We start from the raw sequence: 14,559 nt of genomic DNA on the forward strand, positions 1-14,559 counted from the left end.
CAGCAGCGCGTACAGCGCCAGTGGACGCTTGCGCAGCTGTGCCAGCACAGCCTCGCGTTCAGCTTCACTGAACTGCTGCAGCGTGCCTGTTACCGTGAACAAGCCTTCGGCTGATTCAGTCTTGCCTGCGGCGGCTAATACCTCTTTGCCTGCATCAGACGCCGCACTTACTTCTGCTGTCCATCCACCGGGGGACATATGCAGCTCCACATTCCATTTTTCGCTCACAACAATCCCCCTTCCTGTCACTATATTTTGCATGTACTAATTATCTCGCAACTTACAGCCATGTCTCGCCCTGAAGCGAGATCAGACCGCGCAGTTCATCATCCGACATCTCGGTCAACCAGTTCTCACCAGAACCGACCACTTGCTCAGAAAGTGCCTTTTTACTCTCAATCAGCTCATCAATCCGTTCCTCCAGGGTACCCTGACAGATCAGCTTATGCACCTGTACGTTTCGATTCTGCCCAATTCGGAATACCCGGTCTGTCGCCTGATTCTCCACCGCAGGATTCCACCAGCGATCGTAGTGAACGACATGACTGGCACGCGTTAGATTCAGGCCTACACCCCCGGCACGAAGAGACAGGACAAACAAGGATGGGCCCTCCCCTTTTTGGAAAGTTTCCACCATATCATCCCTTTGCGACTTCGAAACACCGCCATGCAGGAAATACGGTTCTTCCTCATACCGTTGTGTAAGCCGGGATACGAGCAGTTCTCCCATTGCCACATACTGAGTGAAAATCAGCGCCGACTCCCCGTTGTCACGGATCGCATCCACCAATTCCAGCAAACGTTCCATTTTGCCGGATGCCTCAGCCTTACCATGTTCCTTCCGGCTGCTGTCCGCCAGCACCGGATGATCACAGATTTGCTTCAGCTTAGTCAGTGATGACAACACAATTCCCTTACGGGCGATACCATTTCGTCCATCCAATCCGCCCATTAGATCATCCACCACCCGCTGATACAGAACGGTCTGCTCTGGTGTCAGGGAACAATAGGATTTCAGTTCCAGCTTCTCCGGTAGATCTTTGCGGATATCCGGATCACTTTTCAGCCTACGCAGCATAAAGGGCGATACAAGCCGATGAAGTTCACGCAAAGAAGCTGCATTTTCTTCGGATGGGCCCAGTCCGGTATAGCGCTGGCGGAATGAAGAAGCCGTACCCAGATACCCCGGATTGAGGAATTGGAAAATGGACCACAGTTCGCTTAGTCGATTCTCCACTGGCGTACCCGTCATCGCAATGCGATGCGGCGTAGACAGACGCATGACGCTTTGCGCTTGCTTTGTACGGTAATTTTTAATATATTGCGCCTCATCCAGCACAACGGTAGACCAGTGCAACGAAGCCAGATCCGGGCCATCCCGGCCAGCCAGATGATAGGTAGTCAGCACAATATCATGGGACTGCGCTTCTGCCTGGAAGGCATTGCCGTGCAACCGTTGTCCGCCATGGTGAATATATAACGACAGATTCGGGGCAAACCGCTTAAGCTCACGCTGCCAGTTCCCAAGTAACGAGGTAGGGCACACAATAAGTGCAGGCAGATGCGCATCATGCACGTGCGGCTGTTCACCGTTCGCGGATTCTTCTTTCATCCCCATAAACGCTTCGTGCTCACGTGCTTCCTCCGCCGCAGCTTGCTGTTCCTCATGTTTCAAGTCCAGCAGGCAGGTAATAACCTGAATCGTTTTCCCCAGTCCCATATCATCGGCAAGACATACTCCGAACCCAAGCTCACGCATGGCGGATAACCATTGGTACCCGCGCTCTTGATAGGGTCTCAACTCGCCATGCAGCTCTGCCGGAACCTGCCGAGGCTCAATACTGCGGAGCACCTGTCCGTCGAGCAAAAAGGATAGCAGCCCCTCGGATTCCGCACCAAAGACGGAAAGCCCCTTCCATGCCGTATCTTCGCCTTCTTCCGCTGCCAGATGCAGCCATTCGGAGAGTGGCATATATTGTTCTTCTTCTTTTTTCATATAACGCAGAACCTGACGAATCTCTTTTGTATCCACTTCAATCCATTCGCCGCGGAACATCACATAAGGTACCGTTGCTTCTGCAAGGGCAGCCAGCTCCTCCGCCGTAACCGGTTTGCCGTCCAGCATCGGTTCTGCCTTAAAGGCAACCAGCTGCTCCATACCCAGTGCAGACGGAGCCCCAACCGGTCTTTCTATTCCCCGATTGAGCATTTGCAGACGCAGTCCAGCGCGGCGTTTCCCTGCACGGCTCCAGCGGGAAGGCATTAACACCGTTACTCCCGCCTTCTGCAGACGAGGCACAGCATAGGTCAAAAATTCAAAAAAGGCTTGCTGTTCCAGCTTCATTCCTTCCGGTCGTGCATGAAGAAGCGCCGTTTCCAGCTCCGGTGCCAGTTCTGATGCATGCCCCAGCGCCATCAGGAGCTGTTCTGCAGCTGAAATATAACGTACTTTCCCTCGGTCCAGATCTCGTTCCGGATGTGCCCAGATCGTACGTGCAGGCAATCTCAGGCCAGATTCCTGCACACTGTCTGCCCAGAAGGTAATCCCCCACAATGATTCATGATCACCAAGGGGCGGTTCCAGCCGCAGTACCAGCTTCAGCTCACCTTCCGTGGGAGCCGTTTCTTCACTGCCTACCACGGGTTTCGCTGTACCGCCAGCTTCTTGCAGCGTTCCAATGAGTTCTGCCATTTCCTCCGTAGGTCCCTGCACCGTCACCGGGCGGAACATCGAGATCAGACTATTCCACCACAGCTCTGCTACCGGAGAGGACCCACGCCGGAATGGCGTGCGGTAACGAGACAGCTCACTGTCCATGCTTTCCATCTCACCCGTGACAACCGCATGAATCATCCCGCTCATAAATGAAAATAATACGGCCGCTCCCGCTTCCTCCCGTGATTCCGGTTCAGAAGATGCGTATGCTCCGGGAGCAGACAATCCGATCGGCGGCATAGATTCCGCCAACTCCCGGAATCGTTCTACATCCGCTTCCTGCAACAGACGTGGACGCCATACACCTGTCAGCGTTTCTTGTCCGGTGCGACGACGCGCCCCCGTCTTGGCCGCAAACTCAGCGGACGGAGCAAATTCTCCGCGCAGCAGCAGTTCCTGTGTAAACTGTGCTGCTTTTACCCAGTAGCGAATCTCTTCTCCGGCCTGAATTCCTGCCGCATTCAATATACTGTCGTCCCAATGGAGCAGCAGCTTGAATGTATCTTTGGGCGAGATTGCGAGCCCTTCCAACGTCCGTCCGAGCAATTGACGTCGCTTCGTACCCTTCGCTTCCGCGGCATTACGCATCGGATTGGGCCAACGAAGCTCCGCAAGACGCAGAGCGGCAGGCTGAAACAGACGACCCCCGTCGCCAAAATTCAGCTTCCGTACCACATGGCTCCACGCATCCACACGTGGTTCCGATGTTTCACCGGAAAAACAAAAAAATACGTCACCAAGCCATACTCCATACAGCGATTGCATCATTACAGTCTCCCGTCATCCCTTCGCATTGTTACTCTCCATCATATACGAAAATGCTCGGATTTAAAAACTTTTACGGATAAAAAGTGCTACATTACTTCAAAAAACCATCTTCAAACCACTTCATACTATATTATGTATGCCTGTTAAAAGGTGAAACACACCGCGTCATTGATTAAGGATAAGGTGATCACACTAAAAAATGCCCCTCATCCCCACAAAGGGGTAAGGAGCATTATTATAATCAAGCGGTTATGTGCTTTGTATATAACATTTCAGAGTACGTTTACTGCGATTTGGTTAAATTACCGAGCAATACATCCAAATTAAGAATGCCGGCTTCATGATCGTCATTGTGTGCGATTTCCTTGAATATTCCCGTTGTGTAACGACGATATTCTTCTGTAGGCTCTTCAAACCGATCATACATCACCACGGAATCCACGGAATCGACGACGAGCGGTACATAATCGTCGTGGTACGGCACAACAATGATACGCGTGGAAGGTGTAGTCTCCTCGTCAGGCAAGCCGAGCAGGACGCGTACACTTACAACAGAGACCACTTTGCCGTACAAGGGCGTGAAACCCTTAATCTCAGGACTGCCAAAAGGAACGGTGGTTACCGGGAGCATTTTGATAATTTCATGAACTTCATCAATACGAAGCGCACAAATCTGATTTCCGACCGAGAAATTAATGTATTGAATTTGAACTTCCTCATCCATAGATGTTTTCATACCCTTCTTGTCTTCAGTTTCAATAGAAGCTTTTTATAGTCATCTTGATCATGAATAATTACATTTCATGTTGCATTCTCTGTGTTTATATCGGTTGAAGGGAGAAAAATTTTTACCCATTTCTTAATATGTAGATGCTATCGTCAGAAATAATGGCAGAAGAGAAGATAAAAAAAGAAAACGCAAACAGAACCCAAGTAAACTGGAGTTTGTTTGCATTTTCTGATCGTATTTTTCAGTTCAAATAATCACTCTAATACAAATGACATGCCACCTGACGTCCTGGTGAAATCTCCCGCAGCTCCGGAATAACGGAGCGGCATTCGTCCTTCACATACGGACAACGAGTATGAAACGTGCAGCCGGACGGTGGATTTTCCGGATTGGGCACATCGCCACCCAGGACGATCCGTTCCTTTTGTACATTCGGATCAGGAACCGGAACAGCGGACATCAATGCTTTGGTATATGGATGCAGCGCCTCGGTGAACAGTTCGGAGGTGGGGGCAAGCTCGACCACTTTGCCCAGATACATGACAGCCACACGATCACTGATGAACTTAACAACGGACAGGTCATGAGAGATGAACATATACGTCAGTCCGAATTGTTCCTGTAGATCCTGCATCAGATTCAGCACCTGTGCCTGAATCGACACATCCAGCGCTGACACGGGCTCGTCACACACAATGAACTTGGGATTCAAAGCGAGAGCACGGGCAATCCCGATCCGTTGCCGTTGTCCACCCGAGAACTCGTGCGGAAAGCGATGTGCCTGATAGGGGGATAATCCAACCACTTCCATCAGTTCTTCGATTCGGCTTTTCAACTCGTTTTTTTTCAGATTATGGTGGGTGAGCAGCGGCTCCTCCAGTGTGCGCTGTACCGTCCAGCGCGGATCCAGTGAAGCGTATGGGTCCTGGAACACCATCTGCATATCCGTACGGAAACGGCGCAGCTCTTCTGGCGGAAGCTTCCGTACATCCTTTCCTTCGAAAAACACCTCGCCATCCGTCGGCTCAATCAGACGCAGGATGGCACGCCCCGTGGTGGATTTTCCGCAACCGGACTCTCCAACCACGGCGAGTGTTTCCCCGCGCTCCACAGACAGCGTTACACCATCGACGGCTTTGACGGCACCGACCTGTTTGGAGAACAGGCCCTTGCGGATAGGGTAATGCTTCTTGAGGTTTCTGACTTCCAATATCGCACTCATATAATCCCCTCCTGTTGCAGCAGACAGCGACAGCTATGACTTGGTGCTGTCTCCAGTAATTCAGGTTGTATTGTCTCGCACCGTGCTTCCTTCACCGGACAACGAGGAGCAAAGCGACAGCCGGACGGCATATGGGCGGGATTCGGTACCTGACCTGGAATGGATTGAAGACGATCCTGATCCCCCGCAAGCTGCGGCAGCGAAGCCAAGAGACCGCGAGTATATGGATGCTTGGGATCGGCAAAAAGGGTTTTGACATCCGTCTCTTCCACCACTTGCCCGGCATACATCACCATGACGCGATCACACATCTCAGCTACAACACCGAGATCATGAGTGATCATCATGATTGCCATATTTTCCGTCCGCTGGAGGTCACGCATCAAGTCCAGAATCTGTGCCTGGATGGTCACATCTAGGGCTGTTGTTGGTTCATCTGCGATGAGCAGCTGCGGGCTGCATACCATCGCCATGGCGATCATCACCCGTTGGCGCATGCCACCTGAGAGCTGGTGCGGGTATTGTTCTGCAATTTTGTCAGGACGGGGAATACCAACTTTGCGAAGCATATCAACCGACCGTGTCCAAGCCTCTTTTTTGCCCAGCTTCAGATGGTATCGTGCCGCTTCCGAGATTTGTTTGCCGATTTTGAATACCGGATTGAGTGAGGTCATCGGCTCCTGAAAAATCATGGCCATTCGGTTACCCCGAATTCGGCGAATTTCACGCCCGGACAGCTTAAGCATGTCTTTCCCCTGGAAACGGACTTCCCCTGACGCCACGCGGCCGATCTTTTTGGGGAGCAGCTGCATGATCGATAACGATGTAATACTTTTCCCGCATCCCGATTCTCCGACAATACCCAGCGTTTCACCCTGCCGTATGGAAAGACTGATCCCGTCCACGGCGCGTATCACACCTGCATCCGTAATGAACTCTGTCCGCAAATCCGAAACTTCGAGCAGTTCAGTTATGTTGTTCCCCTCCCATGCCATTACGTTCTGAGCCTTGCTCCTTCTAAAAAAAATTAACGTTTGGACGTCGTGGCTTCTTCGGAAGCCGCACCATTCGAATTCTTCAATGACGTCTCATCTTCCATACCTTCCACGCCCAAATATTTAAGCGCGCTCAGCGCGTACACTTTGGCGCACTGGATAATCTGCCATACGGGTGCTTTTTCATTAAAATTATGAATCGTGGACAGCTCTGCCGGACCATATTGCAATACCGGAATCTGATGATTACGGAAGTGGCGTGCATCGCTGGATGCCCATTGCAGCACACCGTACGCCTCTTCGCCGCTCACTTCACTGATGCTCTCCACCAATTGGCTCACGATTGGCTCATGTGCTGGAGTCCAGTTGGCGTTGCCCTGGAAGCCAAACGGCTTCAGCTCCGATTCTATTCCTGCTTCAAGCAGAAGCGAGCGAGCACGGTCCAATACATCGCGGTAATCCACACCAAATGGAACGCGGGAGTCCACCTGAACTGTGCAGCGATCCGCTACCACATTCACCTTGGTTCCACCCTGAATTGAACCGATATTCACCGTTACATGGTCGAACACCTGATAGGCCAGACCTGCCTTCTCCCGATCACGCGCATATTCCTGCGAGATGCGGATAATATCCTTCACCTCTTCAGGGATGTCTGGCTTGATGTCCCATAGACGCTGCAATGCTTCAATGCCTTTGGCTGCCTTCACAATCGCATTATCGCCTACAATGGGTTGAAGACTGCCATGACCCGGTGTACCTTCCACCGTAAACTCAAACCAGCAGCTCCCCTTTTGTCCAATGGTTGGATGCTGCGGGCTGGATGGCTCTGCAATTACCGCGGCAGTTCCGGTTGCAAGTCCACGCTCCAGAACCCATGGTACCCCCAGGTCACCGCCTGTTTCTTCATCCGGAACAATCATTAGCGACAGATCTCCGCGCAAAGGCACATTCAACTTTGCCAGAATAACCGTCGCAAAGATTAAGCCGGCAAGCCCACCTTTCATGTCGGATGCCCCGCGTCCAAGCATATATCCGTCCTTGATTTCACCGCAGAACGGATCAAAATCCCAACGAGAAAGATCCCCGGCTGGCACAACATCCGTATGACCACAGAAAATCAGATGTTTGTCTGACTTGTCTGCCCCTTCTCCGTTCAACGTCGAGATCAGGTTAAACATCGTTTCGGTTGCCGCATGTACTTTGGTGTCAATTCCGGCCTGATGCAAATATTCGATAATAAAAGCACTAATCTCACGCGAATCCCCTGGAGGGTTCTCCGTCGGAAAACGAATCAGTTGTGAACAGAGCTCCAGTAATTCATCCTGACCTTCCTCGATTGCATCAAGTACCTTCCTTTTCCAATCCATCCCGTTCAGGCTCCTTTCAATAATGGCTGCATTATGATCAGTACGAATCGTCAGAAGACAGGCATGACTGCCTGTCCCCCAAATCGTCCGTTCGTTTACTGCTCTTTGCTAAGTGGGTAGAAACGCAGAACCTCATCCGGGTAATACACGTATCCGCTGACCTTGTTATTCATGCCGACAACCCGGTTGTATTCATATAGATACGCCCATGGCGCTTCTGTCGTAATAATCTCCTGTGCCTTCATGTATAGCTCGTTGCGTTTCGCCTGATCCGGTTCGGCGCCTGCTTCTTCCCACAGTTTGTTAACTTCCGCATTATTGTAATGAATGTAGTTGGAAGAGCCTTCACCGTAGAGCAGGAAGCCCAAATGGTATCCAGGATCGTTAACAAAAGAAGTCCATTTGGAAATGTAAGAGACTAAATTCCCGTCTTTTTGTTGTTCCAGGAACTGCGCACGAGCAACTTTGTTAATGTTCATTTTGACACCGATCTTGGCCAGTTCTGCTTGAATCAGAACCGCATCATACTCCCAATCGTCAAATCCGGAACCGAGTGTAAAGTTAAAGCTGAACCCTTCTGCATAACCTGCTTCTTTCAACAATTCCTTGGCTTTGTCCAGATTGTACTCGTACACATAGCCTGCATCCGTAAAGCCCGGTGTGTTGCTCGCTACAGCACTCTTCATCTCTTTGGCCTGACCATACATGACATCGTTGATCAATTGGTCATAAGGGATCGCATAGTTGATGGCTTGACGCACTTTTTCATTATCAAACGGTTTGACATTGTTGTTCATCGCGAAGAACAAAATGCGGTTACTCGCATTCGACTTGATGGCCAAATTACTGTTCTCCTGCAAAGCTGCAACATCTTTTGGAGGAATCTCGATTGCCATGTCCACGTCACTCTTGTTCAGCAGCAGAACACGGTTGGAGGCTTCCTTCGTGAATTTCAGCGTGACTTTGCTAAGTTTCGGTGCTCCCTGCCAGTAGTCGTTGTTGGCCTGGAAGACCGCTTCACTGGCCGGGTCCCATTTTTCAAGCGTGAACGGGCCTGATCCGGCAGCATTTGTTTTCAAATAATCATCACCTTTTTCCTCGACCAACTTCTGGTCCACAATGGAGAAGGTATACATGGCAATGATCTGGGTGAACATGTGGTTTGCTTTATTCAGTACGATCTCGACGGTGGAGTCGTCCTTGGCGGTCACGCTCTTGATGTCGGCCATTCCGTATAGAAAGCTGCCGGAGCTGGACTTGGATACACGGTCAAAAGAGTACACAACCGCATCCGCATTGACCGGATTTCCACTTTGGAATTTCAGACCGCTTTTGATTTTGAATGTATACATTGTATTGTCATCAGACACTTCCCAGCTCTCGGCGAGCATAGGCTGAATATCCTCCGTGTTGGCTACATCAGCACCATCCACCGTTTTGACACCATAGGTTACCAACTGGTCATAGGTTGCCAGTACCAATGTGTCCGAGGTCAGGTCATTCGCCTCCGCCGGGTCCATCGTGGTTCCACCTTCAGAGTAAGCAACCGTCAGTGTTGGCGCGGGTTTTGTTTCCTCTCCTGAGCCGGATGCCGCAGGTTGCTGGTTGGCATTACTGGCACAGCCACCAAGAACAACGGTAAGAGCAATCATTGCAGAAAACCATTTGAGCTTTTTCATGTTTAGTTTCCTCCCCTTTTTGTACCAGTCTTATGATGTGATACTGTAAAACGTTGCAGCTTTTATTAGACAAAGTAAATGCGTGGACCAGTACCTTGGAAAGCAAATTACCCATTTCCTGATACCAACCACAGCAGCATTCAATCTGCCTACTGCCGGTGATGGAACCTTGCCTGCCTTTATTTCAGGCATTCCCCGCAGGTTGGTTCCACCATCCAGCTATCTATGAATCGGTTCTATAGGGACCGATGACACTAACCCCTATTTTCCCGAACGCAACCTTGGGTCCAGTACATCACGGAAACCATCTCCGAGCAGGTTAAAGCCAAGAATGGATGTGGCTATAGCCAGTCCAGGGAATGTCACGAGCCACCATTGTCCAGAAATAATATACTCCCGACCTTCAGAGATCATGGCCCCCCATTCGGCTGTAGGCGGTTTGACGCCAAGACCGAGAAAGCTCAAACTGGATGCCGTCAGGATGGCAAAGCCCATACCAAGCGTGGCTTGTACCAACAGCGGTGCCAAAGCATTCGGCAAAATATGGCGAAACAGAATCACTCTGTCTCTGACACCAATGGCTCTGCTGGCCTCAACGTACTCCTTTTCGCGCAGGGATACGGTCTGCCCATACATCAATCTGGCAAATTCGGGAATACCTACAATCCCTACAGCAATCATGGCACTCGTCAGTCCGTTGCCGATGGAAGCCGCAATTGCCATGGAGAGTACCAGCGAGGGAAATGCAAGCAACACATCCATCACCCGCATGATGATATTGCCAGTACGTCCGCCGTAGTAAGCAGCAATTCCGCCTAGCGGAACCCCGATGACAAACGAGATGCTGACGGCAATCAAGCCTGTCCAGATGCTGATTCTGGCGCCATACAGAACACGACTCAGAATGTCACGACCATAGTTATCCGTACCAAACCAGTGACCACCTGATGGGGATTCCAGCTTCACAGCCGTATTCGTCACGTACGGATCATAAGGGGCAATCCAGGGGGCAATAGCTGCGATGACAGTCCACATGACTATAAAGGCTAGACCAATAGCAGCGAGCCGATTGCGGAGCAACAATCTCAGAAAGGTTTTGGGTTTGGGAACAACCGCTGGTGCAGGTTTGGTTCCCATGGAAGTCGGTGCGGCAGTACTCACAGCGGTACTCCTCCTTTCGCGGCGACCCTATTCATAACGGATTCGTGGATCAATCAATCCATAGACCAGATCCACCGCCAGATTTATAAAGCTGAACAGAATGGCACTTACCAGTGTGAATGCCTGAATTGGTGCATAGTCGGCAGCCAGAATCGAATCTGTAACATAACCGCCGACACCGGGCCAGGAAAAGATAGTTTCCGTGATAACCGCACCACCGAGTAATCCGCCAAACTGCAGGCCAAGAACGGTCAACGTGGGAATCAAGGCATTGATCAGGGAGTGTTTGCCAACGACCGCGGTTTCGCTCAAGCCCTTGGCTCGTGCGGTACGTACATAATCCTGTCCGATGACTTCCAGCATGCTGGACCTGGTCATACGCGCCACAATCGCCATTGTCCCTGTGCTCAGGCATATGGCCGGAAGCAGCAAATGAGCAAGACTGCTTTTGAGTGCAACCATATCTCCGGTCATAAGACTGTCTACCACGTACAATCCGGTGATATGCGTCGGTGGGTTGAGGTCTCCGCTGATGCGTCCCATTGGAGCTGGAGCCCAGCCGAGGATGGAATAGAAGATGTAAATAAACAGCAGTCCCAGCCAGAAAATTGGTACACATGCTCCAATCAGTGAGAACACCCTGGAGATGTGGTCGATAAAGGACTCTTTTCGGGTTGCAGCGATAATGCCTACCGGAATCGCAACACAGATGGCTATAATCACACTGGCTAATGTCAGCTCAATGGTTGCCGGAAAGCGGGTAGCGAAATCACTCAGTACCGTATGACCGGTATGGTAGGCGAATCCCAGATTCCCTTGAAGCAACTGTCCCACGTAACTAAAAAACTGTACAAATAATGGCTTGTCCAATCCCATGTCCATTCGGATTTTGGCAATGACATCATCCGTGGCCTGTTCGCCAGCCATGACAATGGCGGGATCTCCCGGAAGAACACGGGACAGGATGAAGGTAATCACCACAATGCCGATCAGCGCCGGAATCATCTGCAGCAGCCTTCGGAGCGTGTAAGCAAACAATCAATCAACCCCTTTAACTCTGATGTCTCACTTGCTGTTTTACGGTTCTCTGTGGACGGCCCAGTCTTGAAAACTTGTCTGATTATCCGTCTCTTCTTTGTAATTGTGCTTATTTTACCTAGAATCCGAGCGTCGAACTACGTCCCTTTTAGCTAAAAAAAAGCACAACCGTTTGTCGATTGTGCACTAATGTCTCCTATTTATGTCATGTTAAATTACACCCTAAGACATAGTTCGCTATTTTTCGACCTATATCTACCATATCATCCTTTGTTGATTTTGCTGTAGAAGAGAGTATCCGATTGGCAGGACCTACACCTCTTGTTTATCCTGCTTCATGTAGTAGTACACAAGACACAGATGACAGACAAATTGTTCACGCGGATGATTCAGGTCGAAGCCCGTAATATCCCGTATTCGCTCCAGTCGGTATTTCACGGAATTCCGGTGAATATAGAGGCGATTTGCTGTCTCGATCAAGCTGCCCCGGCTCTCCAGATAATAAAAAAACGTCCGCAGCAAATCCCCACTGTGTTCATCATCATAAGCACGCAATTTCCCCAGTTTCCGCTCAAACAATGCCGCAAAACCTGGTTCATTCGCCGTTTCGCTCAACAAATGATATACCTCCACATCCTCAAACCGGGTTGTACGCCCACCCGACAAGCGGGAGGATACCAGCAGTGCATTTCTGGCCTCGCCATAGCTTTGATGCATATTCCAAAGTGGAACCTGGGTGCCTACGCCTGTCCTGAATTGTCCAAGCTTGTTAGCCGGATCTTCGAGCCATAGCCCAATCGTATCAGACCAGGATTGAACGTCATCCTTCCATGTCGTATCCCGGGACTCCGGTGTTGGCAAGAAGAGCACTGCCCTGTTGGTCCGAAACTCAATATGAGGCGCTACCCTCCGTTTTCTGGCCTCCTGACCAAGCAATTCGGTCAATAGGTCTTCATCCGGAGCAGTCTCCCCTTCCATCACAGCTACTTCCCATAAATGCTCCGGATTCATGCCAAGCTTGCGGCCTCTTGATTCGGCTTCATGTGGCAACAGCAGAGGCGGTGTCAGCAGTTCGTCAATGAAATTGCCTCGAAGACGTAATTCGGTATCTTCCGCCACCTTGTTTCTCATCAATTCCAGGGATAATACTAATCTGGCTTGCTCAATGCCGACTTGTTCCATTTCATCCAGGGAGTCCTTGTCCACCAGCAGTCGGGCAACCTTCCGCCGATCCAGATTTATCTCCCATACGAGTGGGTCCACCGCTTCTTTCCAGTCATAATCCGGCGGTGAAGACACAATCATCTGACCAGCATTGTCGATAACACCCACAGGTGCCTGAAGCAGCTCGGCGACATTGTCCCCCACCGCCTGAATTCCGCTGTTTTCAAGTACCATTGTCATCAGTGTCCGATATACTTCCTCTGACCTGCGGAGAAGTGCGGCCTGTCGATCCAGTACCAATTCCATAACAGGTTGCGTAATATCCATGTAGGGTATCTCCGGAGGAATTTCAATGATCGGCAGACCACAGTCATTACTGGCTGCAACGGCTTCTTTCGGGATTTCTTTGAGAAAACGCGCAGGCTTGATGGCTAGCGCAGCCGCCCCTGCTTCATTAAGCGTATAGATTAGTTCTCCGAGCAAGCCGGGATTATCTCGAATCGAATAGGCTGTCGTCAGCATAAGCATGCCTTCTCGCAACCATCCTTGCAGATCCGGCACCTCCATAATATCCACGAACCGTACAACCCGATTCAATCCTTGGTGCCCACTAATGACTTTGGCCTTGCTGAGTATAGGAATATTCAACAGTTCTTTTAGTGTTATACCTGTCGTTTTCAAGCCTATCGACCACCCTGAGCCAGATTTGCAAATCATTTTTGCATACTGTATCTAATTTTTTTGGATAGTTTACCAGACTATCTAATCAAAAAAAACGGGAATTTCTGTGATATACGTATGATATATATTGATTCTATAAATTACAGCAATAATAATACGTTGTTAGTAGAAGTTTATGGCATGGAAAATAAATTCATTACTTTATCGCTTCACATCAGAAAACAGAAAAAATTATGCCCATGATCCTAGCACACCTGCGCCATGCTATTCCAAGAGCCCCGATAACCTTATCCAACACAAATAACGCCGATGCAGTTATCCACACTGCATCGGCGTCAAAATCAAATCAACCCAAATATAAAATCATTCAATACCCACACTCGGCATTCCATAGATCAGATATTCAACGCAGACACGGCTGCTCCCAATGAATAGATCGGGTCAAGCGCCCGGATATGCAGTTCTTTTTCCACTTCCACGGCGAAACCCATCGTTGCAAAACCAGTACACGCAAGAACGATGGACTCGGCGCCCTTCGCCTTGAGTCTTCTGGCCGCTTCCATAGCCGCGATTCGCCCCTGAGACGTGTTGAGATCCAGCGTGGTTACCACACCTTCAGGACGCTCCATCCCGATATAAGCATCACCTAGTATTCCTCGGATCAGCAAGGGCACTTCCTCCAGGATGGTCAATACACCAACACGCGCCGCTGATGTGAGCGCAAGATGTGCAGCACATGAGCCAGCACCATAGACGGGGATGTGAACAGCGGCACGCATGTCTGCAAGAGCCGGATCGGCTGCACAACTGATACCGATAGAGGTACAGCCTTCCTGTTCCAGTTTTCGTGCCAGATCCACAATTTTGGGAATCGATTCAAGCTCTGTGGACTGATCATATACCCCCAGCGGTTGATCGGGAATGCAGCGACTCCGAACCTGAATGCCATAACGTCCTTCAATCAATGCCCCGTGTCTGTGGATATCTTCTTCATGATGAAGTGTAATCACTCTGATAAGACCCAACATCGGCATT

Annotated in this window: 11 protein-coding genes; all 11 read right to left on the minus strand. The window is 50.2% G+C overall.

Translation table 11 applies throughout. The annotated features are described in order from the left end of the window. A partial coding sequence (locus A6049_RS29410; RefSeq protein WP_145921968.1) for a hypothetical protein occupies nt 1–228 on the minus strand: 228 nt, incomplete at its 3' end. 52 nt (nt 229–280) lie between these two features. Next, nucleotides 281–3,484, minus strand: coding sequence for a DEAD/DEAH box helicase (locus A6049_RS29415; RefSeq protein ID WP_063567981.1), 3,204 nt, complete (start codon nt 3,482–3,484; stop codon nt 281–283). Between the two features lie 283 nt (nt 3,485–3,767). After that, entirely contained in the window at nt 3,768–4,220 is a 453-nt protein-coding gene (locus A6049_RS29420) for a chemotaxis protein CheW (protein WP_063567982.1), read from the minus strand. Nucleotides 4,221–4,473: 253 nt separating this feature from the next. Beyond that, a complete protein-coding gene (locus A6049_RS29425) occupies nt 4,474–5,436 on the minus strand; it encodes an ABC transporter ATP-binding protein (protein ID WP_063567983.1) in 963 nt (320 codons plus the stop codon). Continuing rightward, nucleotides 5,433–6,410, minus strand: a complete 978-nt coding sequence (locus A6049_RS29430) for an ABC transporter ATP-binding protein (protein ID WP_095206254.1) — start codon at nt 6,408–6,410, stop codon at nt 5,433–5,435. Before A6049_RS29430 ends, A6049_RS29425 begins: the two co-directional genes overlap by 4 nt. A 53-nt stretch (nt 6,411–6,463) precedes the next feature. After that, entirely contained in the window at nt 6,464–7,801 is a 1,338-nt protein-coding gene (locus A6049_RS29435) for a M20 family metallopeptidase (RefSeq protein WP_063567985.1), read from the minus strand. A gap of 95 nt (nt 7,802–7,896) precedes the next feature. Then, a complete protein-coding gene (locus A6049_RS29440; protein WP_063567986.1) occupies nt 7,897–9,480 on the minus strand; it encodes an ABC transporter substrate-binding protein in 1,584 nt (527 codons plus the stop codon). 261 nt (nt 9,481–9,741) lie between these two features. After that, nucleotides 9,742–10,617: an ABC transporter permease gene (locus tag A6049_RS29445; protein WP_063568004.1), complete on the minus strand. Its 876-nt coding sequence runs from the start codon at nt 10,615–10,617 to the stop codon at nt 9,742–9,744. 51 nt (nt 10,618–10,668) lie between these two features. Continuing rightward, the gene (locus A6049_RS29450; RefSeq protein WP_170867904.1) at nt 10,669–11,679 is read right to left on the minus strand and encodes an ABC transporter permease; all 1,011 of its coding nucleotides are present in this window, start codon (nt 11,677–11,679) and stop codon (nt 10,669–10,671) included. Nucleotides 11,680–11,991: 312 nt separating this feature from the next. Beyond that, on the minus strand, nt 11,992–13,524 hold the full coding sequence (locus A6049_RS29455) for a PucR family transcriptional regulator (RefSeq protein WP_095206251.1): 1,533 nt from the start codon (nt 13,522–13,524) through the stop codon (nt 11,992–11,994). Between the two features lie 395 nt (nt 13,525–13,919). Further along, nucleotides 13,920–14,552 (minus strand): aspartate/glutamate racemase family protein, encoded by a 633-nt coding sequence (locus A6049_RS29460; protein WP_063567988.1) that lies wholly within the window; start codon nt 14,550–14,552, stop codon nt 13,920–13,922. Between the last annotated feature and the right edge of the window lie 7 nt (nt 14,553–14,559).

The sequence above is a fragment of the Paenibacillus sp. O199 genome (assembly GCF_001636635.1).
In the GTDB taxonomy this organism is placed as follows: Bacteria; Bacillota; Bacilli; order Paenibacillales; family Paenibacillaceae; genus Paenibacillus; species Paenibacillus marchantiae.